This is a genomic window from Seohaeicola sp. 4SK31, from assembly GCF_028802875.1.
Taxonomy (GTDB): Bacteria; Pseudomonadota; Alphaproteobacteria; order Rhodobacterales; family Rhodobacteraceae; genus Seohaeicola.
This window is the reverse complement of record NZ_JARAMP010000022.1, coordinates 1-25,057: the sequence shown is the minus strand read 5'-3', so window position 1 is coordinate 25,057 and position 25,057 is coordinate 1. Positions and strand designations below refer to the sequence as shown.

Below are 25,057 nucleotides of genomic sequence, written 5' to 3'. Positions count from 1 at the left end.
CCCTAGGAGGACACGACCATGACAGCAACTTTCTTCGGCGAATTCGACCTTGCCAGCCTGACTCTCTGGCTGTTCTACGGCTTCTTCGCTCTTCTCATCATCTATATCCAGCGCGAGAACATGCGCGAGGGGTATCCGCTCGAGGATGACGACGGCAAGCAATCCGCCAACCAGGGACTGTTCCCGGTGCCGGACGACAAGACCTTCAAGCTGGCCCATGGCCGGGGCGAGGTCACAGTTCCCAGCGGCCAGAATCCTGAGCGCACGGATATCGCAGTGCGCAAGACTGCTGCGGGCAATGGCTTTCCCTTTGAACCGACCGGCGATCCGATGATCGACGGTGTCGGCCCTGCGTCCTGGGCGCCGCGCCGCGACGTGCCGGAACTGGATGGCAAGGGTCACCCCAAGATCATCCCGATGGCTGCGACCGAGCATTTTCATGTCTCTGCGGGGCGTGATCCGCGCGGTCTTCCGGTGCAGGCCGGCGATCTGGAGATCGTGGGCAGCATCGTCGACATGTGGATCGACGAGCCGGAACAACTGGTCCGTTATCTCGAGATCAAGCTGGATGCTGCATGGGGCGAAGGCACACGACTGGTGCCGATGACGCTCTGCAAGATCAAGTCGGACCGCGTCAAGATCCACTCGATCTTCGGCAAGCATTTCAACAATGTGCCCAAGACCGCCTCGCCCCGGCAGGTGACACTGCTCGAGGAAGACAAGATCTCGGGCTACTACGCTGGCGGCAAACTCTATGCCAGCCAGGACCGGCTTGAGCCGCAACTCTGACGCAAGAAAAGGGGGTCCATCATGTCCCACGACGATTTCGACCAGGAACCGATCAACGGTCTGCCGGAGCTTCCGCCCGAGGGCGAAGTGATCCTCTGGCAGGGCCGTCCCGACTGGTGGGCCCTCACCAAGGAATCCCTCAACCTGTACTGGGTGGTCGGGTATTTCCTGTTTCTCTTCGCCTGGCGCTTCATCGTGCTCAGCGACCAGGTCACATTATCTCAGGCGGTGAGTGGGGCTTTCCCCTTCATCGTTCTGGGTGGCATCGTTTCAGTGCTTCTGATGATCACCGCCATTATTCAGGCGCGGGCCACCGTCTATACGATCACGAACCGCCGTGTGGCGATGCGGATCGGGGCGGCTCTGACTGTGACGCTGAACCTGCCCTACACGCAGATTGCCAATGCAACACTTGATCTGCGGAAAACCGGGACCGGCACCATCGCTCTGGATCTGATGGGCGATACGCGCCTTTCCTATCTGGTGTGCTGGCCGCATGTGCGCCCTTGGGTCATGCGGCGCACCCAACCCGCGCTGCGATGCATCCCCGAGGCGGCCAATATCGCCAGGATGATCAGCGACGCAGCGGAAAAGCGTGTCACAAGTCCGGTCATCACCCGCAATCAACCTGTCGCCGCACCGCAGGGCAATGCTGTTGCGGCAGAATGAGGATCAGATCATGACCATGCCCGTTCACCCCTACAAGGCCAGCCCGGAAGTCGATCTGATCCCGCGTTTTCTGGGACGCAGCTTGACCGCTCTTGTCCTTGTCTGTCTTGCACTGGTCACCATGGCCACACTCACGGATCGCCCGCTTGAATCCACCCCCCCGCGCGAGGCAGTGGTGGCAGAGCGGATCATCATCCTGTCTGGCGACCTGAGCGGGGCTGCCCGCGTCATGGATGTCAACGGACAGATTATCGCCGAACTCTCGCCCGAACAGGGCGGTTTCATCTCGGGTGTTCACCGGGTTCTGGTGCGGGAACGCACCAAGCACGGCGTGGCCCTTGACGGTCCCGTGCGGTTGGTCCGCACGGAAGGCAACCGGATTGCCATCTATGACGACACGATCGGATGGAGCGCGGACCTCATGGGGTTCGGGCTCACAAACACCAGAGCCTTCGCCAGGCTGCTGGATTGATATCGAAAGGGAACCGATATGGGACTGTTGACAAAAGAGGTTGAACGCGCCCCCTGCACCGTCGAAGTGAGCCACAGGTTCGAAAGCCTGCATGCGCATGTGAAATTCAACAACGGCGCCGTGATCTATCCGGGGGATGAGGTCAAGGTGCATGGGCCGCAGATCATGGCCCCCTACGGCGAAGTGGTGATCGAGGACCGCGAGGCCACGATCATCCGCGCCAGCAAGCTGGAGCGGCTCTGGACCCGCCTGACCGGTGATTTCGAGTTCATGGAACTTTGCGAATTCTCATTCTCCGAGGAGGTGATGCTATGAACGTTCATTCCGCAGATGCCCTGACCGCAGAAGAGGCGCTTGCCACGCAGGAAGCCAATCAGGAGAAATTCGACAGCGAGGCCGCGACGCAGGTTGCAATGCAGGATACCCTGCTGACGCCACGTTTCTACACCACCGATTTCGACGAGCTGGACGCGATTGACGTGACCCCGGTCCGCGAGGACTGGGACGCTTTGATCGCGCAGATGCAGAGCGATCCGAACCGGGGTCATTTCAAGAAGAACGAGAACTGGGACCATGTCGATTGGGACGGGATGGAGCCGCAGCTGAAGAAGGAATTCCTCGATTTCCTGATAAGCTCCTGCACCGCCGAATTCTCGGGCTGTGTTCTTTACAAGGAAATGAAGCGGCGCGGCAGCAATGCCGACATCACGCAGCTTTTCCAGCTGATGGCGCGGGACGAGGCGCGGCACGCTGGCTTCATCAATGATGCGCTGCGCGAAGCGGGCGTGGCGGTGAACCTTGGGTTTCTGACGCAGAAGAAGAAATACACCTACTTCCGTCCCAAGTTTATCTACTATGCCACCTACCTGTCCGAAAAGATCGGCTATGCCCGTTACATCACGATCTTCCGTCACCTCGAGGCACATCCCGAGCACCGCTTCCATCCGATCTTCAAATGGTTCGAAGAGTGGTGCAACGACGAGTTCAGCCATGGCGAAGCCTTCGCCTTGCTGATGAAGACCGATCCGAAGTTGACCAGTGGCATCAACGTTCTGTGGATCAAGTTCTTCCTCACGGCCGTTTATTCCACCATGTATGTGCGCGACCATCAGCGTCCGGCCTTTCACAAGGCCTTGGGGGTGGATCCAGACTGGTATGCCCACGAGGTCTTTACAAAGACCTCCAAGCTGTCCGAGCAGATCTTTCCGATCACGCTGGATATTGACCATCCCCGTTGGCAGCGCGGTCTGGTGCGCTTGCAGAAGGCCAATGCGGATCTGGCCCGTGCCAAGACGCAGAGCGGGTTCGGCGCAGCGGTCAGCCGCCTCACGTCGCAAGCCCGTGCGGCTGCGGCTTTCGTGTCACTGTTCACCATCCCGGCGAAAACGCATCGCGTGCCTGTCTCCACCCGCCTGGAGCCCGCATACTGATGCTGGAAAACCCATGGATCGCGGCCCTCGCGGCCCTTTTTGTCTGGTGGTTCTCGACCGGGGTGATCCTGATGGCCGTGCGCTATGCCGACAGGCATGGCGCGCGGGCCTGCAACATGGCGACATGGGCCGCCTTGCCGCTATTCGGGATAGGTCTCTGGGGGCTATACGCCACCTTCGATGACGTCAGTTCAACTGGCGCCTATCTTGCCTTCCTCTCGGCCATTGCGGTCTGGGGCTGGATCGAACTGGCCTTTCTGACCGGCATTATCACCGGCCCCAACGCCAACCACTGCCCCGAGAAATTGCCGGAATGGGAGCGCTTCATCCGAGCGTGGGGCACCATCGCCTATCACGAGATGCTGCTGGTCGCGACGATGATCCTGATCCTGCTGGTGGGTTGGGGTGCTGAAAACGCCTTCGGCCTGTGGACCTTCGTCGTTCTGTTTTTCGCCCGTGTATCCGCCAAGCTGAACCTCTTCTTCGGCGTGCCCAAGATCAACGTGGAATTCCTGCCCAGCCCGCTGGCGCATCTGCCCAGCCATTTCCGGCTGTCGCGGCTGAACTGGGTCTTTCCCTTCTCGGTCACTGCCCTGACCTTTGCCGTGGCCTGCTGGCTGGAACGCCTTTGGGCGGTGGACACCGCAGGGGACATCACCGGCTTTACCCTTTTGACTGCGATCACAAGCCTTGCCCTGCTGGAGCATTGGCTGATGGTACTGCCTCTGCCTGACGAAAAACTCTGGCGTTGGATGTTGCCCGCGCCAAAACCCGCTCACCCCGAAACACTCCCTTACGAAAAACCATAAGAAACGAGGACGCCCATGGACTTTGACGCCCTTTTCCAAAGCCAGCTTGACGCATTGAAAGCCGAAGGCAATTACCGCATCTTTGCCGAGCTGGAGCGCAAGAAGGGTCAGTTCCCGCGCGCCATCAGCCATAGCGAGAACACGCCAGATCAGGTCACGGTCTGGTGCTCGAATGACTACCTTGGCATGGGCCAGCATCCGGTTGTGACCGACGCCATGAAAGCCGCCGTTGACAGCTTCGGTGCGGGTGCCGGTGGCACGCGCAACATCTCGGGGACCAACCACGCACATTTGCTTCTAGAACGGGAACTGGCAGATCTGCACGGCAAGGAAGCGGCGCTTTTGTTCACCAGCGGTTATGTGTCGAATTGGGCTGCGCTCAGCACGCTTGGCTCTCGCCTGCCCGATTGCATCATCCTGTCGGACGAGTTGAACCATGCCAGCATGATCGAAGGCATCCGTCACAGCCGCGCCAAGAAGGTGATCTGGAAGCATAACGATCCCGCTGATCTGGATCGCAAGCTGGCGGCACTGCCGGCCAATGCGCCCAAGATCGTTGCGTTTGAAAGTGTCTATTCCATGGATGGCGACATCGCTCCGATCCGCGAGATCGTGGAAGTTGCCGAGAAACATGGTGCCATGACTTATCTGGACGAAGTTCATGCTGTCGGCATGTATGGGCCACGCGGCGGGGGTGTCGCGGAACGGGAAGGTCTAATGGACCGCATCACCCTGATCGAAGGCACGCTGGGCAAAGCCTTTGGCGTGGTTGGCGGCTACATCACCGGATCGGCGGCGCTGTGCGATTTCATCCGCTCTTTCGCCAGCGGCTTCATCTTCACCACGGCGCTACCTCCTGCCGTGGCGGCTGCGGCGCAGGCCAGTATCGCACATCTCAAGCAATCCAGCGTCGAGCGCGAGGCGCAGCAGCGTCAGGTCGCGCGTCTGCGCGCCATGCTGGACCGTGCTGGCATCCCGCATCTTCACAATGACAGCCACATCATCCCGGTGATGATCAAGGACCCGGTCAAGTGCCGCCAGCTGGCGGATATCCTGATGCAGGATTTCGGGATCTACGTTCAGCCGATCAACTATCCTACCGTGCCCAAGGGGACCGAGCGGTTGCGGTTCACCCCGTCGCCCTTTCATTCGGATGCGGACATCGACCATCTGGTTGCCGCTCTCAGCACCTTGTGGAAGCGCTGCGCGATCGCCCACGCGGTCGCCTGATTCAGAGGCCCCGGAGAATGTCCCACGGTGGGACATTTTGCGGGGCCAATGTTTTCAATGTGTTACGCGAGCGACGTAAGGAAATCTTAACGGTTGGCTTCTGTCAGGCCGCCATGATCCCGAAGATCAGATGGATTTGACCGACCCGCCATCGACCCGAATGCGCGAGCCTGTGACATAGGAGGCGCGTTCCGAGGCAAGGAAGGTCACGACATCGGCAAACTCCTCGGGCCGGCCATAGCGTGCGGCCGGGATCGTCGCGCGGGACTTGCTGGCCACTTCGGCCACATCGGTTTGTGTCCGCTTGGCCGCGGCGGCATCCAACTCGTCCACCCGCTGCGTATGGATGCGCCCCGGCATCACGACGTTGACGGTGATCCCATCCGCCGCCACCTCATTCGCCAATGTCTTGGACCAACCCACAACCGCCGACCGTATCCCGTTCGACAGGGCAAGGTTGGGGATCGGCTGCTCCACACCCGATGACGTGACCGAGATCACACGCCCCCAGCCCCGCGCCTTCATCTCGGGCAAGAGCCGCGTTGTCAGATGAAAGATATTCGCCGCCATCGCCTCGAACTGAGACAGCCAAGCGCCACGATCCGCGTCCTGCGCGGTGCCGGGGGGTGGGCCGCCACTGTTGTTGACGATGATGTCAACGCCACCCTTGGCCAGCAGATCGTTCACCACCGCATCCACTGACGCCAGATCGGAGAGATCCAGAGTCATTGGGTGGACATTGTCCATTCCTTTGGCCCATGCCTCGATCTTGTCCCGGCTGCGGGCGGCGGCAAAAACGGTTGTGCCTTCGGCGGCCAGCGATTTGGCAATCGCCATGCCAAGGCCACGGCTGGCCCCCAGCACAAGCGCGCGTTTTCCAGTCAGTCCAAGATCCATCAATCCAGCTCCTTCAATCTTTTTTCCTGTCGCGCGATCAGCAGATCCACTTCTGCCCGGCTGGCTGCCGACAGCGCCGCACCTGGTTTGCGCAGCGCATCATGGGCGATGATGCCCCGCTTCGCCAAAGTGTATTTGCGGATGGCAAGGCCCATACCCGGCTGCTGTTCGAAGCGTGCCAAGGGCAGATAGGCATCAAACAGGTCACGTGCCCGGTCCATCTGTCCTTTGGCGTGATGTTCGACCACGGCCACCATCATTTCGGGGTAGGCAAAGCCGGTCATGGCGCCGTCTGCCCCGCGTTCCATCTCTTCGGGCAGGAACACGCCGCCGTTGCCACACAGGATCGAGATCCGCCGGTTCAGCACGCCATCCCGCCGCAGAGCGGTGATCTTTTCCAGTCCCGGCCAATCTTCATGCTTGAGACAGACGCAAGTCGGCAGGTCGTTCATGATCCGCGCGATGACGCCGTTCGACATCTGCACCCCAGTGGCCAGAGGAAAATCCTGCAAGACAAAAGGCACATTGCCCAGCAGTTCAGCCACTTGGCGGTAGTAGGTGACGATCTGGTCATCGGTCCGCAGGCTGCCCGGAGGGGCCACCATCACGCCCGCCGCGCCCAAATCCATCACCATCCGCGTCAGCGTATCCATCTGCGCGAAGCCGGGGGCCGAGACGCCGACGACCACAGGGACCCGCCCCGCGACACGCTTGAGGATACGCTCTACCACATCGCGCGACTCTTCCACCGTCAGCTTGGGCGCTTCGCCCATCATGCCCAGAACGGTCAAGCCCGTTGCGCCGGCCTCAAGGTAGAAATCGACCATGCGGTCGCAACTGTCCATGTCGATGCGCCCATCGGGATGAAACGGTGTCACCGCGATGACGTAAACGCCCCGCGCCTGGGTGGTAAGAAGTGTCATGCTCTGTCCTGTCGTGTCTTTTGCAATGCTACGCGGCCAATCGCCATCGCGGTTGCGGCCTGACATGGTTCCACCACGGGCAGGCCAAGGTAGGTCTCAAGATCGGTGCGGAATGCGGTCATCCCGGCGCAACCAAGGATCAACACGTCCGCCATCGCCTCGTCGCGCAGACGGGTGCCGACAGTCTTGAGTCGGTCGAACGTGCGCCCGGCATCGGCAAGGTCCAGCACGCCAAGTTCCAGCGGCATGTCGGCGGCCAGACGATCCATCACACCCATCGCGCCGACATAGCGCATATGGCGGGGAATGCTGCGCGAGAGGATCGAGATGATACCGAACCGCTGCCCCATGGTCATGGCGGTCAGGATCGACGCCTCGGCGATCCCCAGAACGGGGCGCGCGGATTGCTCGCGCAGGGCGGCAAGACCAGGGTCCGAATAGCAGGCCACAACAAAGGCTGAGGCGCTGTCCTCAAGCTTGGCGCAATGGGCCAGCAAAGGGGCGACGACGCCATCGACATGTGCCTGCGTCTCGATCCCCGGAGGGCCTTCGGCCAAAGTGCGGGCTTCGATCGCGACAGGGCTTGCCGCGCGCATCGGATCGACGGCCCGGTCGATGCCGTCGGTCACATGCTGGCTGCTGTTCGGGTTGATCACATAGATCGTCATGGCTTTGCGCCCTCCTCACCCCAAAAATCCGACGGCCGTTCAAGGTCGGCGGCTCCACCGATCCGTTCAATCATTAGCGCGGCCTGTGTTGCGGCGTCAGCCAGAATTGCGGCCTCGTCCACCTGTGTCGCACGACCGTTCCGCAACACGATCTGACCGCCGACCATCACCATCGACACGTCATTGCCGTTGGCAAAACATATCAGGCGATGCAACGGCATGTTGGGCGGGTAAAGATGCGGTTTGCGCATGTCGACCATGACGATGTCGGCCGCCTTGCCGATTTCAAGCGAACCGATCCGGTCCGACATCCCCAAGGCACGCGCTGCCCCGATGGTGCACATTTCCAGAACCTTGCCGATGGGCAGGACGGAGGCATCGCGGAAGAAAGTGCGGTGGTAGTGCATGGCTTGCTGCATGTGACGGAACATGTCGGCCGAACGATCCGGGGCAGTGGCATCTGATCCCAGCGCGACAGTTGCCCCCTCTGCCATCAACTCGATGGCCGGGCACCGGCCCATGATCGAGGCATTGGCCGAGGGGTTGTGCGCGACCTTGGTATCCGTGCGAGCGATCAGCGTGATTTCGTCCGAATGCAGATCAATGCAATGCGACAAGAGGCTGTCAGGTCCCAACAGCCCCAGTTCCTGCGCCCGTCTGACCGAGCCGCGCCAGTGGCCATCCTGCGTGAAGATCAGGCCACGAGCGCGGGCAAAGGCGCGCACCTCTTGCGCCTGCGCGCAGGCTTCGGCGTAATCCACGCGGGTCATGTCACGTTCATGTTCATCGCGCAGCACCGGATAGAGCATTGCGATCTGGATGCGACCCTGATGGGTGTCGTGCCAGTCTTCAACCACCTGCTGACATGTGCGGAGTTGCTGTGTGAAAGTAACATCATAGGTCTGCCGTTTGCCATCCTTCCACTCTGCGTAGAGGCGTGGATGTGGCGCGCGGGTGGGGCCTACAGCCACCATGCTGCGGGTGCCGACCTCGACCACGCCACGACAATGCGCGGCGGCGTAGGTGGGGTTATCCGTCCGCATGATCGTATCGCCGCCACCCAGCAGGGACACGCCGGTCGTCACCCCGAAACGCAACCGTTCCAATGCGGCCAGACGCGCCTCGGCATACCAGAAGTCAGGCGGCGACACCTGCGTATAGACCTCGCCGCAGATGTTTTCCCAGCGGTCACCGCCATGCATCCCCATCGACTTGATCAGCCCGTGCCCTGCATGGGCATGCACGTCGATCAACCCCGGCAGCATCACATGGCCGGTGCAGTCGATGACTTGGGCAGCCTGCACACTGTCCCGCAGGGTGTCGGCTGTATCGATAGCGACGATCTGGCCATCACGGACGGCAATCCCGCCATCCTCTATCACACGCCGCGCGGGGTCCATCGTGACGATGGTGCCACCGATGAAAACTGTATCAGCGTGCATTCCGACCCTCGTCCAGTTCTGGCAAGCGCGCCACGTCGATCACACCATCAGCGGGCATGGCGAAATTCGGATGGGAGCCAGCCAGACCAATCACCCGCAGCGGGTTGTAGAGCGTCAGCCAAGCCGGATCGTCCTGTAGCATCCGGTAAGCCGCACGCCAAATTTCGGCGCGAGCTTCGCGGTCTGTGGTCCTGCGCCCCTTGTCGATCAGCACCTCGATTTCTGCGTTGGCATAGCCTTGCCACCACGCCCCCGCGACACGGGAGTCGATCTTTTCATACAGTACGCGATAGGTGCTCATCGGACTGGAATCGAAAACGCACAGATCCCGGATTTCCTTGCGGCGAACCATATGGGCGTAATCCTCGCGCGCTGGGTGGACATGCACGCGCAGCGTTACTCCAACCTGCGCCAATTGCTGGCCCAATGCCGCGGTCAGGCGTTCCGCCTCATCGGGCAGGCGTGTCGGGCAATCCACCTCAAGCGTCAGACCGTCGGGATACCCAGCCTCGGCCATCAATGCGCGCGCTGTGTCGCGGTCCAACGCCGCAGCTTGGCCCTGTGCTGCGCCATAGTGCTGCGGGCTGACAAAACCGTGCAGCGGACAGGCGGCCCCCGCAACCACCTCGGCAATCAACGCATCCCGATCAACGGCAATCCTGAGCGCCCGCCTCATGCGTGCATCTGCCAAAGGACCACGCGCCGCGTTCAGAAGGTAGATGATCGCAACCGGCGACAGATAGACATGGCGCATCGCACCCAGCCTTTCCGAGGCCAGAAAATCCAGACCATTGGCGACCTGCACCATGCCCTGTTCCAGCATGGTCAAACGCAGATCAGGGTCAGGCACGCTTTGCCATGTCATGACCGGATTGGCGGGGGTTCCCGCAAAATGGTGATCCAACCTGCGGGCGGTCACATGGTCTGTGGTCATAGCGTCAAGTTTGTAGGGTCCAGAGCCGACCTGATGGCCATAATCGCCGGCATCCAGCGCGGCAAAGGCCGAAGGCGCGACGATGAATCCCTGTTCAAGCACGTCCAGCAGATCCGCCATCGGTGATTGCAGGGTCACGCGCAGCGTGACCGGATCTATCACGTCGCAGATCGCATGCCCCAGATATTGCCGCCAGACGGCAGGCGCACCCAGCGTGTAGCCCTTGTCCTCGCGCGCCATACGCTCAAGGCATGCGGCAACGGCAGTAGCGTCACAGGCTGTGCCGTCATGAAAGGTGACATCGGGTTGCAGGTGAAAGGTCCATTGACAGGCATCCTCTGACACGTCCCAGCGACGCGCCAGATGCGGGACATAGTCCTGCCCGACCCGCCGCACGAGCGTGTCATAGAGCGCATGGTAGATCGTCAGCGTGTCACTGGCATCCGTGCAGTCATGCGGGTCCTGAAGCCCCACGCGGGCTTGTGCAATCACGGTCATCGTCTGTCCCTGTCCGGTTCGTCCACAAGATGGCAAGCGACGCTTTGCCCGCCGCCCACATCCTTGAGCGTGGGGCGTTCCAGCGCGCAACGCTCCCATGCAAAGGGGCAGCGCGTGCGGAAACAGCATCCGGACGGAAGGTCCAATGCGGAGGGCACCTCGCCGCTGAGAGTGATCTCTTCGATGTCACGCTTGGGCTTGATGCTGGGTGCGGCCGACAGAAGCGCGCGGGTATAGGGATGGCGCGGTGTCGCGAAGAGGACGTCCCGCGGCGCGGTTTCGACCATGAAACCCAGATACATCACGCCGACAGTGTCCGCGATATGCTGCACCACGGACAGGTCGTGGCTGATGAAGAGATAGGACAAGCCGAACTCGTCGCGCAGGTCCATCATCAGGTTCAGGATCTGCGCCTGAATGGACACATCCAGTGCCGAGACAGGTTCATCCGCGATGATCAGCCCGGGCATGACGGACAGCGCCCGCGCGATCCCGATCCGCTGCCGCTGGCCGCCGGAAAACTGATGCGGGTAACGCCCGGCATGTTCAGCGTTCAGCCCGACCTTGGCCAGAAGTTGCTGGGTTTTCGCGGGCACAGACTTGCGATCCTGGGCGGTTTTCATCTGCTGGAGCAAGGGTTCCGCTACGATATCACGCACCCGCTGACGCGGATTGAGACTGGCGTAAGGGTCCTGAAAGATCATCTGCATCTTGGAGCGCACGGGCAGCATTTCGGCAAATCCGTAGCTCGCGACATCTTCGCCATCGACGCGGATTTCGCCTTTGGTCGGTTGGTAGATGCGCGCGATGGTCTTGGCGACGGTGGACTTGCCACAGCCGCTTTCACCGACCAATGCCATGATCTCACCGCGCTGGATGCGAAAGCTGACCCCGTTCACCGCGTGGACAACGGGACGTTCGATGCGCAGTCCCCGGCTGTCCAGTTTCAAACGGTCAAGCACTCCGCCGCCAATGGGGAAATGCATTTCGAGGTCGCGCACCTCCAGCATGGGTGTGGCATCGGTCATGCACTGTCTCCCGGTTGCAAAGGATAGTGGCAGGCCGCCCATTGCGCCGCATTTTGCGGGTGCAGTTCCGGCTCCTCCTCGGCGCAACGCGCCTGTGCGCGCGGGCAGCGGTCACGGAAGTTGCACCCTTTGGGCAAGTTACGGATATCCGGCACGGTTCCGGGGATCTGCTTGAGGCGCGCATGAGGATTGGCCGGATCAGGGATGCTGTCGATCAGTCCACGGGTATAGGGATGTGCAGGCGCTTCGATCAGATCCCGGGTCCGCCCCCGCTCGACGACCTTGCCGCAGTAGAGCACGGTGATGTGGTCGGCCATTTCCGACACCACGGCCAGATCATGCGTGATCAGGATCATCGAGGCGCCCTTTTCGGCGATCTGACGCCGCATCAGCTTGAGGATCTGGCTCTGGATCGTCACGTCCAGCGCCGTCGTCGGCTCGTCCGCGATGATCAGGCGCGGACGCGCGAGCATGGCAATCGCGATCACGACGCGCTGCCGCATCCCGCCGGAAAACTGGTGCGGATAGGCCGACAGACGCTCTGCCGCGCGGCTGATACCCACGCTTTCCAGCATCTCGACACAGGCGCGGTGGCGGGCATCGGCATCCAGATCGGTATGCAGGCGCAGCACCTCGTCCATCTGCTGGCCCACGGTATGCAGCGGGTTCAGGGATGTCATCGGGTCCTGAAACACCATCGAAATCTCGCGGCCACGGATCTGGCGCAGACGCTCTTCCCCGGCTTGCGCAAGATCCTCGCCATTCAGCAGGATCTCTCCGCCCATGATCTGACCGGGGCTGTCGATCAGGCCAAGAATCGAGAAGCCGACCACGGATTTTCCGCCGCCGCTTTCCCCGACAAGGCCCATTACTTCGCCCTTGCCGATCTGGAAACTGACGCCGTTGACCGCTTTCACGGTGCCGGAAAATGTGTGGAAATACGTCCGCAGATCGCGCACGGCCAGCAGGGTGTTGTCTGTCGCCGTTGCCATCATTTCAGCCTCGGGTTCAGTTCGTCGCGCAGGAAATCCCCGAACAGATTGATCCCGAACACCAGCATCATGATCGCCACCCCCGGAAAGACCGAGGTCCACCACAATCCGCTGAACAACACGTCAAACCCGTTCTTGATCAAAAGCCCAAGCGAGGGCTGGGTGATCGGCACGCCCACCCCCAGAAAGCTGAGCGAGGCTTCGATCAGCACGAAGGTGCCCACCTGGATGGTGGCGATCACGATCAGCGGGGTCAGCACATTTGGCAGCACATGCTTGCGGATGATTGCCGTGTTTGGCAGGCCCGCGACCTTGGCGGCTTGCACATATTCCTTCTTGATCTCGGACAGGGTCGAACCGCGCACTGTCCGGGCATAGACCACCCAGCCGACAGCCGTCAAAGCGATCAGGACCTTGTCCACCCCGGTGCCCACGGCCGACATCAGGAACAGGGCAATCAGGATCGAGGGGAAGGAGAGCTGGATATCCGCGATCCGCATGATCACGGAATCGACGATACCGCCATAGAACCCGGCAATCAGGCCCAGCAGCGTGCCGATGGTGCAGGAGGCGATCATCGCCACCAGTCCGATGAACACTGAGATCCGCGCGCCATACAGGATCGAGGCCCAGACGTCGCGCCCCTGCCCGTCCGTCCCCAACGGAAACTGCGGGTCGCCGCCGTCCAGCCAGACGGGAGGCTTGTAGCTATCCATCAGGTTCAACGCCGCGATGTCATAAGGGTTCTGCGCGACAAGAAACGGCCCCGCAATGACAGCCACGGCAAAGGTCAGCATCAGCGCGCTTCCAATGATCGCAGAGGCGCTGCGCGAATAATTGTGGAAGAACTCCGATTGGAAGAAACCGGTCATGCGCCCCTCATTTCAGCGTGATGCGGGGGTCGATCAGCGTATAGACGATGTCGACCAGAAAATTGATCACCACGAAGATCAGGGCAACCAGCATCAGGTAGACGACGATGACGGGCCTGTCCGCGCGATAGATGGAATCGATCAGAAGCTTGCCCATGCCGGGCCAGGAAAAGATCGTTTCGGTGATGGTGGCAAAAGCGATCAGGTCACCCAGTTGCAGGCCGAAGATCGTCACCACGGGGATCAGCGCGTTCTTGAGGCCGTGCTTATACAGGACGTCATGGCGTGTGGCCCCCTTGGCGCGGGCGAATTTCATATAGTCCTGCCGCGCCACCTCCATCATGCCCGCGCGGGTCATCCGCAGCAGGATGGCCATGGTCCCCAATGACAGCGTGATCGCGGGAAGCGCGATGTGGTGCCAGCCGTCCCATGTCGCCAGACTGACGCGGAGGCCGAACACCTCGGCCGTGTCGCCACGTCCCGAAGAGGGGAAGATTCCCCAGTGCACGGCGAAGAGATAGATCAGCACCATGCCGACCCAGAACCCCGGCAGCGAAATACCCAGCAGCGAGCCTGCCATGATCATGCGGCTGAGACGCCCGTTCGGGTTGGCGCCGGCATAGACACCCAAAGGGATGGCCACGACGACGGCCAGAACCATCGCGACCACGACTATCTCGATCGTCGCGGGCATCCGTTCAAGGATCAGGGTCATCGCGGGCTGGCGAAAAACATAGGATTGGCCGAAATCACCCTGCAAGAGACTGGTGATGAAAATCCAGTATTGCACCGGCAGGGACTGATCGAGGCCAAGGATACGCCGCGCCTGTGCAATCTCGGCATCTGTGGCGTCGATGGGAACGATCATGAACACCGGATCGCCGGTAAAGCTCATCATGAGGAACACCACCAGCGAGACAACCCACAGCACAAGGGCCATCTGAATCAGGCGTTTGAGCAGATATCCAAGCATCCGGTTCTACCGTCTTTCCGAGAAAGGCAAGAAAAGCCCCCAGCATCATGGCGATGCTGGGGGCGATGTCAGAGTCGCTTACTCGATGTCCATTTCGAAGGCCGACAGGAACTTGTCGGTACGCGGCTTCAGCATCACGCCTTCGCGCACACCGTAGATGTCCTGTTCGTAGTGAACCGGGATCATCGGAATGTCCGCCATGAGCAGCTTGGTCGCCTCTTGTAGGTTCGCATCACGCTCGGCCACATCCGGAGTGGAATCCGCCTTGTCGATCAGCGCATCCACATCCGCATTGGAATAGGAGCTGCGGTTGACCTGACCATAACCCTCTTTCTTGTCGCGGGAATAGAACAGCGCGGCATACATCGAACCGGCATCACCTGCGGGCACGTCCCATCCGCTCATGATGAAGCTGGAGTTGTCGGATGGCACGCGAATATAGCCCCAGAAATTCGACTTGGGCATGATGTTCAGGTTCAGCGTCACGTTGATCTTGGCCAGCATCGACGCCAGTGCCTGTGCGATCTGCGCATCGTTGACATAGCGGTTGTTGGTCGCGTCCAGCGTCATGGTGAAGCCATCGGGGAAACCAGCCTCGGCCATCAGGGCTTTCGCCTTTTCGATATCCACCGGATACATCTGGCGGAAATCCATCCCGTCGACATAACCGAGGTGGGACTCAGGCACAAACTGCGCGCTGGGTGTGGCCAGTCCGTTCATGACGATCTTGTTGATGGCATCCACGTCAATGGCCCTGGCAATCGCCTCGCGCACGCGCTGATCCACCATCGGGTTTGGACCTTCGATCGTGGGCGACTCCGCGCGGGTGTCCATGGCAAGAACCACGTTCAGAAGGCTTGGTCGGGTGATCACCTCGAACCCGCTTTCGTTGCGAACGCGGTCCACGTCGCGCACAGCCAGATCCTGCACCACATCAACTTCGCCGGTCAGCAGAGCCGCCGTGCGGGTGGCGGGGTTGGTGATCGGACGGAAGGTCACCGTCTTGATCCTGGGCGCGCCGCCCCAATAGTCGTCGAACGCGGACAGAACCAGCCGCTCCTCCTTGATCCACTCCTCCAGCTTGTAGGGCCCGGTGCCCATCGGCTTGAGGTCCATCTGCTCATCACCCGTCGTGGTCGTGTATTCTTCGTCAAGGATCAGAAGTTCGGCCAGATCATTGGGCAGCACGGCATAGGGCTTTGGCGTGGTGATTTCCACCGTGAGGTCGTCAACAGCGGTGACCGACGCGATATTCGCAACCAGATCAGGGCGGATCGAGGCGCGCGCCTTTTCCACGGTAAAGACCACATCCGACGCTGTGAAAGCATTGCCGTTGTGGAATGTCACGCCCTCGCGCAGCTTGAAACGCCATGTGGTGTCATTCACTGTTTCCCAGCTTTCAGCCAGACCGGGGCCAAACTCCAACTCGGCGCTGCGGGCGACCAGCGGGTCGTAGAGATGGTAATACATGATGTTCGAGGACAATTCCTCGCCAGCTAGCGGGTAAAGGTGGCTGGGATCGGCCGTCAGACCGATTGTCAACGATTTGTCTTGGGCAAGTGAGGCGCCGGCCGTGGCCACGACCAGTGTCGCGCCCAATGCGCCCATGCGCCATACGGTGTGAGACAGGGTTTTCATGATAGCTCCATTGTTGGTTGCTTTCGCGCGGGGTAATGGGGACGTTGTGCCGCCACTCTTGTTTTTTGTTGGGGAAAACTGGGGTCAGTGGCCGGGCTTGGCCGTCTGAACTTCGATCTGATAGCCTTCGGGATCGTTCATCACGAATGCGCGGATCCCAAGTTCGGCGCTGTCGCGCGGCGCTGTCAGGCCGGGCACTTGCTTGAACGCAGCCCATGCATGCCAGGCGTCTACATCCGGTACACGCAGGCAAAGCTGCACTGTCTTGTGCGCAGCCCATTTCTGCATTCCGCGCGTTTCATCGACGAGGCCGACATGCGCCTGGCCGTCGATGCGATAGATCTTGGACCACCCCTGATCAATCGCCAGCGTCAATCCCAGCACGTCCTCGTAAAAGGCCATGGCACGCGGCAGGTCGCGATAATACTGAAAGGTGATGGCGAGGACGATCCCGTCGGTCGGTCGCAGTGGCGCTGGCGCGGTCATGTTCCATCTCTCTGTCCAATGTGTATCCCGACTGTATACACGATGAACACCGAGTCAACATCCCAGCGCCACTCTTTGCCGCGCAGGAGGGGCTTTCGCTCAGAATGGGTGATAAATGTGCGAGATGATCGATTCGCGCACTTTCTTGAGATGCAACTTCATCGCATCCGAGGCCTGATCAGCATCCCCGGTCAGGATCGCGTCGATGATGGCGATGTGCTCATGACATCCCGGCTCGAATCTTTCGGGAATCGAGCCTTGGTCATACATCCGGGTCTTGATCTTCAAGCCTTCGATCAACTCGCCCAGCAACTGTGATCCGGCCATCTCGGCGATGGTCAGATGAAGCCTTTCATCCAGCGCGTAATGGGTATCCGGATCGGGGCGCGGACCTGTCAGGAACCCTTCGACCTGCGCCCGCAAAGCCAATAAATCTTCGGTTTTCTTGCCTGAAGTGGCTGCTTTCCGGGCGGCTTCACACTCCAGCAGGCTACGGACATGAAGGATTTCCATGATGTCTTTCAGGGAAACGCTGTTGACCGCAGGCGTGCCGCCAGAGGTGCGGGTCGCGAAGCCCTCGCTGATCAACTGGCTGATCGCCTCGCGCACGGGTGTGCGGGAAACACCCAGCTGATCGGCGAAACTTTTCTCGCGCAGCAGGGCGCCGGGCGGCAGGGTCCCATCCAGTATCATGGACTTCATGCGTTCGTAAGTTGAACTGCCCAAGGTCTTAGCCGTTTCGGCCATGAGTTTCCCTCCTGATCGCCCCGACACCTTCGGTCTCTTGCACGCGACATGTTAATGATCCAGTATTCAGTATACACTTGGTATATCAATATGCAAACCAGAGCGGCGGCCCGGACATGACAGAGCACGACTTCGACACCATCATTCGCAGCGGCGCTGTCGTGCATGCGGGCGGAACAGGGCGCGCCGACATCGGCATTCGGGGTGGCAAGATCGCCGCGATTGCGGAACGCCTCGATGCGCGGGCACAGACCGAGATCGATGCAGACGGGCTTCTGGTGCTGCCGGGTGGCGTGGATACGCATTGCCATATCGAGCAGATCTCCGGGGCGGGCCTGCTGAACGCGGATACGTTCGAGACGGCCACGCGATCGGCCGCGATGGGAGGGACAACGAGCGTGGTGTCTTTCGCGGCACAACATCCCGGCAACCGGATGGCCACGGTCGTCAAGGATTATGCCGCGTTGGCCCGCAAGGGTGCGCTGATCGACTACGCTTTCCACATGATTGTCGCGGATACCAAGGACGGCAATCTGACCCATGACATTCCAAGCCTGATCACCGAAGGGCATAGATCGATCAAGATCTTCACGACCTATGACAAGGTGCGACAGGATGACAAATCGATCCTCGACATTCTGGATGTGGCGAAACATCAGGGCGCTCTGGTTTGTTTTCATGCCGAGAATGACGGCCTGATCCGCCACATGACCGAAAAGCTTCTGGCTGAGGGAAAGACTGCCCCGAAGTATCACGCCGAGTCGCATCCACGCGAGGCCGAAATCGAAGCCATCGACCGCATGTGCCGTTTTGCTGAATTCACCGGCGCGCGGATCATGATTTTTCATGTCTCGACTCGCGAGGGCGCGCAGATCATCCGCGAGGCGCGCGCGCGCGGTGTCCGTGTCGCGGCCGAAACCTGCCCTCACTATCTGTTCATGACAGTGGATATTCTGGAGCGCGAAAATCCCGCCCGGTTCATGTGTTCTCCGCCGCAGCGGACTGTTGATGATCAGATTGCCCTCTGGGACGCGATCGCGGATGGCACGATTACCTTGATCACTTCGGACCATGCGCCCTATCGCATGGACGAAACCGGCAAGTTCGCCAATGGTGCTGATGCGCCCTTCAATCGTATCGCGAACGGGATGCCCGGGCTTGAGACGCGCCTGCCCCTGATGTTCCATGCGATGGTGAACCAGAGGCGTATGTCGGTGGAAAGCTTCGTGGCCTTGACCGCGACTGCGCCAGCGCGTGCTTTCGGGCTGACGAACAAGGGTCAGATCGCGCTTGGTTTTGACGCGGATATTGCCCTTTGGGACATCAGGCGGTCGCATACTTATGGAGCAAATGATTTGCACGACAATGTGGGTTACAACCCGTTTGAGGGTACCGAGGTTCTGGGCATGCCCATCACAGTTCTGTCGCGCGGGAATGTCATCGTCAGGGATCGTGTCATCGAAGGCATGGCAGGGCGCGGCATATGGCAACCCATGTCAGCCACGTCCATGCAAAGCTGACATCCTGTGTCAGCGTTTGCGCGCCCTGTGGGTCGTGTAAAGATCCCATGCCGCCAGAAGCACGGTAAGGGCGATCACAGCGGACAGATCCAAGCGGGGTACGTGGATCACAAGGATTGCCAGAAAAGCAACCAGCACAATAAATGCAAACAGTCCCATAAGTTTGTTCATGGTATCAGTTCCCCTGATCGAGGGTTTCAAGATGTGTGGCCAACCAACGGGCCGTCCGCAATAGCCGGGCGTCATCACCGCGCCGTCCAACCAGCTGCACGCCCATGGGAAGACCGTTCTCGGACGTGAACACAGGCAGGGTAACGGCGGGCATTCCGCTTAGTGTCCAAAGCCCGTTGAAGATGGCGCTGCCCGTATCGTCCAGACCCTTTGGTGCGGGTCCGGGTGCGGCGGGGCACAGGATCGCATCACAGCGGGCAAAAATCGCCTCCAACCCTGCATTCATCAGATCACGCCAGTCAAGCGCTGCGATGTAATCGCGCGCAAGCACCGATTTGCCCTCGTCCATGGCGGCGGTCAGCTTGTCCGACATCCGATCGCGACCGCGACGCTCCAAACCATAGTAGCATTTGGCCATTTCGGCAAAATTGATCCGCTGGCGTATCGCGGCGACATCGTCCAGACCGGGCAATGGTGCCTCGAAACACTGATCCCCCAGCAGTGCCGCGAGTTCTTCGACTGCGGCGGTCATCTGCGGATCGGCCTGATCCCAACCCGGTGGTCTGGCAAAGGCGAAGACCGGGGTGACCGGGGCCTTGGACTGCGCCACGCTCAGCATGCGCGGCATCGGGATCGGTGCTGTCGCGCGGTCGGCCGGATCATGGCCCACAAGAACGTCTGCCAGCAAGGCGCAATCTTCAACGCTGCGGGCAAAGACGCCAACGGTATCCAGAAAGGGCGATTGCGGCAGGATACCCGTGCGCGGGATCAACCCGAAACTTGGTTTGAGACCGACAATGCCACAGAAAGACGCGGGCCTGATCACCGAGCCCCCCGTTTGCGTGCCGATGGACAGGGGCACCATACCGGCAGCGACAGCCGCGGCAGATCCCTGCGACGACCCGCCGGGCGTGTGGGTGCTGTTGTGGGGATTGCGTGTCTTGCCCGGATGCATGAAGGCGCATTCCGTGGTGACCGTCTTGCCAAGAATGATGGCCCCCGCCGCGCGCAGACGCGCAACGATCCAGGCATCCTCGGCCGGCACACGACCAGCGTCGATGGGTGTGCCGTTTTCGGTCGGAATGCCCTTGGTGTCGATGATGTCCTTCAGACCGACAGGCAGACCATGCAGCGGACCCAATGGTTTGCCGGATTGGCGCCATTGATCCAACCGCTGCGCCTGTTGCAACGCATGGTCGCCATCCAGCCACGCCCAGGCCCCGACTTCCGGTTCAATGGCGGCAATCCGCGCCAGACAGGCTTCGACCAGATCAACGGCACGCAAGGCACCCGAGGCGAGGCGGTCGCGCATCTCGACCGCCCCAAGCCCAAGGATTGCCTGCGCCTTATCGCTGTGGGCCATAGAAGGCATCCGGCAGGCTGAACACGATCTGCGGGAAGGTATACATCAACACCATCGCGATCAGCACCATCCCGCAATAGGGCAGCACGCCTTTGAAAATCTCGGTCAGCTTGATATTGGGTGGAGCGATCCCCTTTAGATAATACGCACTCATGGCCATTGGTGGCGTCAGGAAGCTTGTTTGCAGGTTCAGTGCCACAAGCACGCCAAAGAACAGCGGGTCAATTTCGAACAGTGGCAGAAGCGGCAGGAAGATCGGCACGAAGATGATGATGATCTCGGACCACTCCAGCGGCCAGCCAAGCAGGAAGATGATCAACTGCGCGATGATCAGGAACTGAATCGGCGTCAGGTCCAGACCTTTGACGAATTCCGCGATCACATGCTCACCGCCCAGATAGCTGAACACGGCCGAGAATGTGTAGGACCCGACAAAGAGCCAGCAGACCATCGCCGTCGTGCGGACGGTCAGATAGACGCTCTCGCGCAGGCGATCGAAGGTCATGGCGCGATAGGCGATGGCCAGAACGATACCACCCAGCGCGCCGATGGAGGCGGCTTCCGTCGGGGTCGCCAGACCGAACAGGATCGAACCCAGCACCGACAGGATCAGGACAGCAAGCGGCAGGAAGCTGGTGGCCAGCATCCACATCATCTTGCCAAAGGGCACCTCGGGCAGTTCTTCCTTGGTGGGCTTCGGGGCAAGAGACGGGTTGAGAATGGAACGGACCACGATGTAGGTCAGATAAAGACCAACGAGCACCAGTCCAGGCAGCAGCGCCGCCGCATAGAGACGCACGATCGACACACCCGAAGATGCCGCATAGACGATCAGCATGATCGACGGCGGGATCAGGATGCCCAATGTACCGCCTGCGCAGATGATCCCGGTGGCAAAGCTGTGATCGTAGCGCATCTTGAGCATCTGCGGCAGCGCCAGCAGACCCATGAGCGTCACGACCGCACCCACGATCCCGGTCGCGGTTGCAAAGAGCGCGCAAGTGATCAGCGCGGCCACACCCAGAGATCCGGGAACGCTGCGTGTCGCGACGGCCAGCGTACTGAACAGCTTGTCCACGATATTCGCGCGTTCCACGATGTAACCCATGAACAGGAACAGCGGGATCGCGGTCAGCACCTCGTTGGAAATGACCGTGTATGTCTGGTTCACAAACAGATCGAATATTCGGTTGTTATAGAACCCTTCGATCCAGAGCTGGGTCGATTCCCACCATCCGGCATCCTCGCCCAGACGGTTGAAGGCCCGCCACATGCGCGACGGTTCGAAATAGGCGTAGTAGCCAAATCCGATACCGATAGCCATCAGTGTGAAGGCAATGGGAAACCCCAAAAACACACAAAAAATGAAGATGCCAAGCATGGTCAAGGCGATCTGAGGATCGGTCACGGTGTGAACTCCACATCTGGAAGGGCAGGAACGGATAACCTGAGGATCAGGCCGGGTCGTGTGACTGCCCTTCGGCAGCCTGTTTCATCAGCAAGGTTTCGGTCTCTTCGACATCGGACGCGATGGGCGGCCATTGCCCTTCACGGATACAGATGATGCAGCGGAACACTTGCGCGATCCCCTGAATGATCAGCAGGATGCCAGCAGCGACGATCACTGTCTTGAACTGGTAGATCGGAATACCCGCAGGGCTGTTGACGGACACTTCGGCATAACCCCAGGAACGGCTTGCATATTTCCAGCCCGCAAAGACCAGTGCTAGGATTCCCGGAAAGAAGAACAGGACATAGAGTGTCAGGTCCACCTTGGCCTGTGTCCTGGCGGACCACAGCCGATAGAGGAAGTCGCCGCGAACATGTCCGCCGCGCGACAACGTATAGGCCCCGCCCATCATGAACAGCGTGCCGTACATGATGAAACTGATATCAAGCGCCCAGGGTGTCGGACTGTTGAACAGATATCGGACCAGAACTTCATAGCTCATCCCGAAGGTCATCAGGATGATCAGCCAGCCGAAAGCCTTGCCGAACCAGGCCGAAAGACTGTCGGCAAATCGGATATAGTGCTGCATTACGCAAACTCCGTGCGGGACGCGTCACAGGCAAAGGAAGGCGCGGGACGACCCGCGCCTTCCGGCTGATCAGAGTTTCAGCTTGCCCGGGAAATAGTGCTCGAACGCCAGACCCAGATCGGGTGCGTTCATCAGCTCGTAATAGGCGACCTTTTCGGTCCACTCACGCTGGCTGTCCATGACTTTCTTGTTGAAAGGATCGGATTCCAGATCAACGATCAGTTTGTCCCATGCTTCCAGCTGTGCCGCCAGAATCTCTTTCGAGGTCCGGTGGACAGTGACGCCGGCATCCGACTGAAGCTCAGACAGATCCTTGGAATACTCGCGCATCGCCAGCGCCAGGTTCGAGGTGGCCGAGGCTTCGACAGCATGCTTCAGGATTGCCTGAAGGTCTTCCGGCAGGTCTTCCATGAAGTCGCGGTTGAACAGGAATTCAAACGACTCGGATGCCTGATGATAGGACGAGAGGTAATAGTTCTTGGCCACGTCCTGTGCACCGAAACGACGGTCCGACGACGGGTTGTTGAACTCGAACGCGTCGATCACGCCACGCTCCATCGCGGGGACGATCTCGCCGCCGGGAAGCTGTGCCACGGACATGCCCATACCCTGCAACAGGTCAGCCGCAAGACCCACGGTGCGATACTTGAAGCCCTGAATGTCCGCGACGGTGTTCACCTCGGTCTTGAACCAGCCGAAGGGCTGCGCGGGCATCGGCATGCCCATCATCCCGATCACGTTCAGGCCCAGAATGTCCTGCGTCAGTTCGCGGTAAAGCTCTGCGCCGCCACCCTGATAGAACCAGGCCAGCATGGTCGTGGCAGACCCGCCGAACACCGGGCCGGTGCCGAAGAAGGACGCGGCCTTGGATTTGCCGTACCAGTAGACGGGCACTGTATGCGCTGCGTCGATCACACCGTCATGCACGGCGTCCATCACCTGGAACGCACCAACCACGGCACCCGCCGGCAGCAGGTCAATGGTCAGACGACCACCCGACATCGCCTCGACACGGGCCGTATATTCGCGGGCCATATCCATCCAGATATCGGATGCCGGCCACGAGGTCTGCATCTTCATCACGATCGGCGCTTGCGCCAGAACAGCAGGGGCTGCAAGTGCGGTGGCTGCGGCAGCAGACCCGCCAAGTGCACCCTTGCGCAGGAAAGAACGGCGCGAAAGCCGCGCTGCTTCACGAGTATCAGTCATTGGTGTCCTCCCAGACGATGAAGTCGCTTGATGCGACAGGCAATCGACCCTCATCCTAAATCGGAATATGTGAATTGCAAGTCCTGGTAAGAAAACTTGACCAGATTTCCGCCCTCACAGCCAGATGCCGGGATCACGCCACACGATCGCCCGGTTCCTTTCCCGCGAAGAAGGCATCCAGATTGTCCAACGCCCGAAAGCCCATCGCGTCGCGGGTTTCTTCGGTGGCGGATCCGATATGCGGCAGCAGGAAAACATTGGGCAAGGCTGCGAGCGCAGGATTTCCTCCGGGCTCGTTGCGGAATACGTCCAGCCCTGCTGCGAACAGCTTGCCGGATACCAGAGCATCAGCCAGCGCGGCCTCGTCAATCAAGGCACCCCGCGCCGTATTCACCACGATTGCGCGGTCCGGCAGCAGAGATAGCGTGCGGGCATTGATGACTCCGTTGTTCTCTGCCGTCGCCGGGCAATGCAGGCTCAGCACATCCGAAGCGGCCAGCAGGCTTTCAAGCGTGTCATGGAAGATTGCGCCCTTCTCCAGATGCGCGGGGAGGCGGCGGCGATTGTGGTAATGGATCTCCATCCCGAATCCGCGCGCACGCTCTGCCGTGACCTGCCCGACGCGTCCCATGCCCAGAACGCCGAATCGTTTACCCGTCACCTGACGCCCGACCATGAAGGCGGGTGACCAGAAGTTCCACTGACCCGAGCGGACCATCGCATCGCCTTCCGCACCACGTCTTGCAGCACCCAACATGCACAGGATGGCAATCTCGGCCGTCGCATCTGAAAGGACATCAGGCGTGTTGGTCACCACCACACCTGCCGCCTTGGCGGCCGCCAGATCGACGTGATCAGTACCCACCGAATGGTTGGCGATGATCTTGAGGCCGGGCCCGATGGCCCGGATCACGTCGGCGCTGAAATGCTCCGAATGGCAGGGCAACACCGCATCAACCGACCGGCAGGCCGCGATGAGTTCCTCGGTCGTGAAAACCTTGTCCTCTGGATTCAGAACCACCTCATAGTCACGCGCCGCCCGCGCCTCGACAACAGGACGCAGCTTGCGCGCGATCAGCAATTTCGGTTTGGCCATCAAGGTATCCTTGCTTTGACGTGTATCTCTGTCTGTTGCGGTTCAGCCCGCGGCGCGCAGGCGTTTGATGAGGGCGGAGGTGTCCCAGCGGCCGCCGCCCATTTTCTGCACGTCCTTGTAGAACTGATCGACCAGCGCGGTGACGGGCAGGCTGGCCCCCGT

Annotated in this window: 26 protein-coding genes and 1 pseudogene; 8 read left to right on the top strand and 19 right to left on the bottom strand. The window is 60.4% G+C overall.

The genetic code is table 11. From position 1 onward, the window contains the following. Positions 1 to 18 precede the first annotated feature (18 nt). Genes puhA through hemA form a run of 7 tightly spaced genes read left to right on the top strand, consistent with a single transcriptional unit; the run spans position 19 to position 5,399 of the window. Positions 19 to 789, top strand: a complete 771-nt coding sequence (puhA, locus tag PVW27_RS16860) for a photosynthetic reaction center subunit H (protein ID WP_274559771.1) — start codon at positions 19 to 21, stop codon at positions 787 to 789. Between the two features lie 21 nt (positions 790 to 810). Further along, the gene (puhB, locus tag PVW27_RS16855) at positions 811 to 1,458 is read left to right on the top strand and encodes a photosynthetic complex putative assembly protein PuhB (RefSeq protein ID WP_274559769.1); all 648 of its coding nucleotides are present in this window, start codon (positions 811 to 813) and stop codon (positions 1,456 to 1,458) included. A 10-nt stretch (positions 1,459 to 1,468) separates the two neighbouring features. Next, the gene (gene puhC / locus PVW27_RS16850; protein WP_274559767.1) at positions 1,469 to 1,930 is read left to right on the top strand and encodes a photosynthetic complex assembly protein PuhC; all 462 of its coding nucleotides are present in this window, start codon (positions 1,469 to 1,471) and stop codon (positions 1,928 to 1,930) included. A gap of 18 nt (positions 1,931 to 1,948) precedes the next feature. Beyond that, on the top strand, positions 1,949 to 2,245 hold the full coding sequence (locus PVW27_RS16845) for a hypothetical protein (RefSeq protein ID WP_274559765.1): 297 nt from the start codon (positions 1,949 to 1,951) through the stop codon (positions 2,243 to 2,245). Further along, the gene (gene acsF, locus PVW27_RS16840; RefSeq protein ID WP_274559763.1) at positions 2,242 to 3,360 is read left to right on the top strand and encodes a magnesium-protoporphyrin IX monomethyl ester (oxidative) cyclase; all 1,119 of its coding nucleotides are present in this window, start codon (positions 2,242 to 2,244) and stop codon (positions 3,358 to 3,360) included. The genes PVW27_RS16845 and acsF overlap by 4 nt, the downstream gene beginning before the upstream one ends. Then, the gene (gene puhE, locus PVW27_RS16835) at positions 3,360 to 4,169 is read left to right on the top strand and encodes a putative photosynthetic complex assembly protein PuhE (protein WP_274559761.1); all 810 of its coding nucleotides are present in this window, start codon (positions 3,360 to 3,362) and stop codon (positions 4,167 to 4,169) included. The genes acsF and puhE overlap by 1 nt, the downstream gene beginning before the upstream one ends. Before the next feature lie 15 nt (positions 4,170 to 4,184). Further along, positions 4,185 to 5,399, top strand: coding sequence for a 5-aminolevulinate synthase (gene hemA / locus PVW27_RS16830; protein ID WP_274559759.1), 1,215 nt, complete (start codon positions 4,185 to 4,187; stop codon positions 5,397 to 5,399). Between the two features lie 126 nt (positions 5,400 to 5,525). Here the strand turns inward: hemA and PVW27_RS16825 are convergent, their stop codons facing one another. The 12 genes from PVW27_RS16825 to PVW27_RS16770 all read right to left on the bottom strand — a co-directional run bounded on the left by PVW27_RS16825 (position 5,526) and on the right by PVW27_RS16770 (position 17,497). Then, positions 5,526 to 6,296 carry an SDR family oxidoreductase gene (locus PVW27_RS16825; RefSeq protein ID WP_274559756.1) on the bottom strand — a complete coding sequence of 257 codons (771 nt, stop codon included), beginning with the start codon at positions 6,294 to 6,296 and terminating at the stop codon, positions 5,526 to 5,528. Then, a complete protein-coding gene (locus tag PVW27_RS16820) occupies positions 6,296 to 7,219 on the bottom strand; it encodes a dihydrodipicolinate synthase family protein (RefSeq protein ID WP_274559754.1) in 924 nt (307 codons plus the stop codon). The genes PVW27_RS16825 and PVW27_RS16820 overlap by 1 nt, the downstream gene beginning before the upstream one ends. Beyond that, positions 7,216 to 7,887: an aspartate/glutamate racemase family protein gene (locus PVW27_RS16815; RefSeq protein WP_274559752.1), complete on the bottom strand. Its 672-nt coding sequence runs from the start codon at positions 7,885 to 7,887 to the stop codon at positions 7,216 to 7,218. The genes PVW27_RS16820 and PVW27_RS16815 overlap by 4 nt, the downstream gene beginning before the upstream one ends. Further along, positions 7,884 to 9,329, bottom strand: coding sequence for an amidohydrolase family protein (locus PVW27_RS16810; protein WP_274559750.1), 1,446 nt, complete (start codon positions 9,327 to 9,329; stop codon positions 7,884 to 7,886). The genes PVW27_RS16815 and PVW27_RS16810 overlap by 4 nt, the downstream gene beginning before the upstream one ends. After that, entirely contained in the window at positions 9,319 to 10,761 is a 1,443-nt protein-coding gene (locus PVW27_RS16805) for an ABC transporter substrate-binding protein (RefSeq protein ID WP_274559748.1), read from the bottom strand. The genes PVW27_RS16810 and PVW27_RS16805 overlap by 11 nt, the downstream gene beginning before the upstream one ends. Next, on the bottom strand, positions 10,758 to 11,789 hold the full coding sequence (locus PVW27_RS16800) for an ABC transporter ATP-binding protein (protein WP_274559746.1): 1,032 nt from the start codon (positions 11,787 to 11,789) through the stop codon (positions 10,758 to 10,760). Before PVW27_RS16800 ends, PVW27_RS16805 begins: the two co-directional genes overlap by 4 nt. Beyond that, positions 11,786 to 12,781, bottom strand: a complete 996-nt coding sequence (locus PVW27_RS16795; protein ID WP_274559744.1) for an ABC transporter ATP-binding protein — start codon at positions 12,779 to 12,781, stop codon at positions 11,786 to 11,788. The genes PVW27_RS16800 and PVW27_RS16795 overlap by 4 nt, the downstream gene beginning before the upstream one ends. Continuing rightward, on the bottom strand, positions 12,781 to 13,653 hold the full coding sequence (locus PVW27_RS16790) for an ABC transporter permease (protein WP_274559742.1): 873 nt from the start codon (positions 13,651 to 13,653) through the stop codon (positions 12,781 to 12,783). The genes PVW27_RS16795 and PVW27_RS16790 overlap by 1 nt, the downstream gene beginning before the upstream one ends. Positions 13,654 to 13,660: 7 nt before the next feature. Then, positions 13,661 to 14,626, bottom strand: coding sequence for an ABC transporter permease (locus PVW27_RS16785; RefSeq protein ID WP_274559741.1), 966 nt, complete (start codon positions 14,624 to 14,626; stop codon positions 13,661 to 13,663). A gap of 78 nt (positions 14,627 to 14,704) precedes the next feature. After that, complete coding sequence (locus tag PVW27_RS16780) at positions 14,705 to 16,264, bottom strand: ABC transporter substrate-binding protein (protein WP_274559739.1); 1,560 nt, start codon at positions 16,262 to 16,264, stop codon at positions 14,705 to 14,707. A gap of 84 nt (positions 16,265 to 16,348) precedes the next feature. Beyond that, positions 16,349 to 16,750, bottom strand: coding sequence for a VOC family protein (locus tag PVW27_RS16775; protein WP_274559737.1), 402 nt, complete (start codon positions 16,748 to 16,750; stop codon positions 16,349 to 16,351). Positions 16,751 to 16,849: 99 nt separating this feature from the next. Continuing rightward, positions 16,850 to 17,497 carry a GntR family transcriptional regulator gene (locus PVW27_RS16770; RefSeq protein ID WP_274559735.1) on the bottom strand — a complete coding sequence of 216 codons (648 nt, stop codon included), beginning with the start codon at positions 17,495 to 17,497 and terminating at the stop codon, positions 16,850 to 16,852. Positions 17,498 to 17,613: 116 nt separating this feature from the next. Between PVW27_RS16770 and hydA the strand changes: the two genes are divergently transcribed. Beyond that, positions 17,614 to 19,017: a dihydropyrimidinase gene (gene hydA / locus PVW27_RS16765; RefSeq protein WP_274559733.1), complete on the top strand. Its 1,404-nt coding sequence runs from the start codon at positions 17,614 to 17,616 to the stop codon at positions 19,015 to 19,017. A 9-nt stretch (positions 19,018 to 19,026) separates the two neighbouring features. On the opposite strand, the gene PVW27_RS16760 is transcribed toward hydA, so the two are convergent. From PVW27_RS16760 to PVW27_RS16730, 7 genes and pseudogenes are all read right to left on the bottom strand, one after another. Then, positions 19,027 to 19,188 carry a hypothetical protein gene (locus PVW27_RS16760; RefSeq protein ID WP_274559732.1) on the bottom strand — a complete coding sequence of 54 codons (162 nt, stop codon included), beginning with the start codon at positions 19,186 to 19,188 and terminating at the stop codon, positions 19,027 to 19,029. A gap of 4 nt (positions 19,189 to 19,192) precedes the next feature. Beyond that, a complete protein-coding gene (locus tag PVW27_RS16755; RefSeq protein ID WP_274559730.1) occupies positions 19,193 to 20,551 on the bottom strand; it encodes an amidase in 1,359 nt (452 codons plus the stop codon). Next, positions 20,535 to 21,959: a TRAP transporter large permease gene (locus PVW27_RS16750; protein ID WP_274559728.1), complete on the bottom strand. Its 1,425-nt coding sequence runs from the start codon at positions 21,957 to 21,959 to the stop codon at positions 20,535 to 20,537. Before PVW27_RS16750 ends, PVW27_RS16755 begins: the two co-directional genes overlap by 17 nt. A gap of 46 nt (positions 21,960 to 22,005) precedes the next feature. Continuing rightward, the gene (locus PVW27_RS16745) at positions 22,006 to 22,590 is read right to left on the bottom strand and encodes a TRAP transporter small permease subunit (protein WP_274559726.1); all 585 of its coding nucleotides are present in this window, start codon (positions 22,588 to 22,590) and stop codon (positions 22,006 to 22,008) included. Between the two features lie 69 nt (positions 22,591 to 22,659). Further along, entirely contained in the window at positions 22,660 to 23,799 is a 1,140-nt protein-coding gene (locus PVW27_RS16740) for a TRAP transporter substrate-binding protein (protein ID WP_274559724.1), read from the bottom strand. A gap of 133 nt (positions 23,800 to 23,932) precedes the next feature. Further along, positions 23,933 to 24,895, bottom strand: coding sequence for a 2-hydroxyacid dehydrogenase (locus PVW27_RS16735; protein WP_274559722.1), 963 nt, complete (start codon positions 24,893 to 24,895; stop codon positions 23,933 to 23,935). 42 nt (positions 24,896 to 24,937) lie between these two features. After that, positions 24,938 to 25,057: pseudogene (locus PVW27_RS16730) on the bottom strand (oxidoreductase); the annotation flags it as partial.

Excerpts from the sequence above, each read along its gene's own strand:
- puhA (WP_274559771.1), top strand. The coding sequence starts at position 19 with ATGACAGCAACTTTCTTCGGCGAATTCGACCTTGCCAGCCTGACTCTC.
- puhB (WP_274559769.1), top strand. The coding sequence starts at position 811 with ATGTCCCACGACGATTTCGACCAGGAACCGATCAACGGTCTGCCGGAG.
- puhC (WP_274559767.1), top strand. The coding sequence starts at position 1,469 with ATGACCATGCCCGTTCACCCCTACAAGGCCAGCCCGGAAGTCGATCTG.
- PVW27_RS16845 (WP_274559765.1), top strand. The coding sequence starts at position 1,949 with ATGGGACTGTTGACAAAAGAGGTTGAACGCGCCCCCTGCACCGTCGAA.
- acsF (WP_274559763.1), top strand. The coding sequence starts at position 2,242 with ATGAACGTTCATTCCGCAGATGCCCTGACCGCAGAAGAGGCGCTTGCC.
- puhE (WP_274559761.1), top strand. The coding sequence starts at position 3,360 with ATGCTGGAAAACCCATGGATCGCGGCCCTCGCGGCCCTTTTTGTCTGG.
- hemA (WP_274559759.1), top strand. The coding sequence starts at position 4,185 with ATGGACTTTGACGCCCTTTTCCAAAGCCAGCTTGACGCATTGAAAGCC.
- PVW27_RS16825 (WP_274559756.1), bottom strand. The coding sequence starts at position 6,296 with ATGGATCTTGGACTGACTGGAAAACGCGCGCTTGTGCTGGGGGCCAGC.
- PVW27_RS16820 (WP_274559754.1), bottom strand. The coding sequence starts at position 7,219 with ATGACACTTCTTACCACCCAGGCGCGGGGCGTTTACGTCATCGCGGTG.
- PVW27_RS16815 (WP_274559752.1), bottom strand. The coding sequence starts at position 7,887 with ATGACGATCTATGTGATCAACCCGAACAGCAGCCAGCATGTGACCGAC.
- PVW27_RS16810 (WP_274559750.1), bottom strand. The coding sequence starts at position 9,329 with ATGCACGCTGATACAGTTTTCATCGGTGGCACCATCGTCACGATGGAC.
- PVW27_RS16805 (WP_274559748.1), bottom strand. The coding sequence starts at position 10,761 with ATGACCGTGATTGCACAAGCCCGCGTGGGGCTTCAGGACCCGCATGAC.
- PVW27_RS16800 (WP_274559746.1), bottom strand. The coding sequence starts at position 11,789 with ATGACCGATGCCACACCCATGCTGGAGGTGCGCGACCTCGAAATGCAT.
- PVW27_RS16795 (WP_274559744.1), bottom strand. The coding sequence starts at position 12,781 with ATGGCAACGGCGACAGACAACACCCTGCTGGCCGTGCGCGATCTGCGG.
- PVW27_RS16790 (WP_274559742.1), bottom strand. The coding sequence starts at position 13,653 with ATGACCGGTTTCTTCCAATCGGAGTTCTTCCACAATTATTCGCGCAGC.
- PVW27_RS16785 (WP_274559741.1), bottom strand. The coding sequence starts at position 14,626 with ATGCTTGGATATCTGCTCAAACGCCTGATTCAGATGGCCCTTGTGCTG.
- PVW27_RS16780 (WP_274559739.1), bottom strand. The coding sequence starts at position 16,264 with ATGAAAACCCTGTCTCACACCGTATGGCGCATGGGCGCATTGGGCGCG.
- PVW27_RS16775 (WP_274559737.1), bottom strand. The coding sequence starts at position 16,750 with ATGACCGCGCCAGCGCCACTGCGACCGACCGACGGGATCGTCCTCGCC.
- PVW27_RS16770 (WP_274559735.1), bottom strand. The coding sequence starts at position 17,497 with ATGGCCGAAACGGCTAAGACCTTGGGCAGTTCAACTTACGAACGCATG.
- hydA (WP_274559733.1), top strand. The coding sequence starts at position 17,614 with ATGACAGAGCACGACTTCGACACCATCATTCGCAGCGGCGCTGTCGTG.
- PVW27_RS16760 (WP_274559732.1), bottom strand. The coding sequence starts at position 19,188 with ATGAACAAACTTATGGGACTGTTTGCATTTATTGTGCTGGTTGCTTTT.
- PVW27_RS16755 (WP_274559730.1), bottom strand. The coding sequence starts at position 20,551 with ATGGCCCACAGCGATAAGGCGCAGGCAATCCTTGGGCTTGGGGCGGTC.
- PVW27_RS16745 (WP_274559726.1), bottom strand. The coding sequence starts at position 22,590 with ATGCAGCACTATATCCGATTTGCCGACAGTCTTTCGGCCTGGTTCGGC.
- PVW27_RS16740 (WP_274559724.1), bottom strand. The coding sequence starts at position 23,799 with ATGACTGATACTCGTGAAGCAGCGCGGCTTTCGCGCCGTTCTTTCCTG.
- PVW27_RS16735 (WP_274559722.1), bottom strand. The coding sequence starts at position 24,895 with ATGGCCAAACCGAAATTGCTGATCGCGCGCAAGCTGCGTCCTGTTGTC.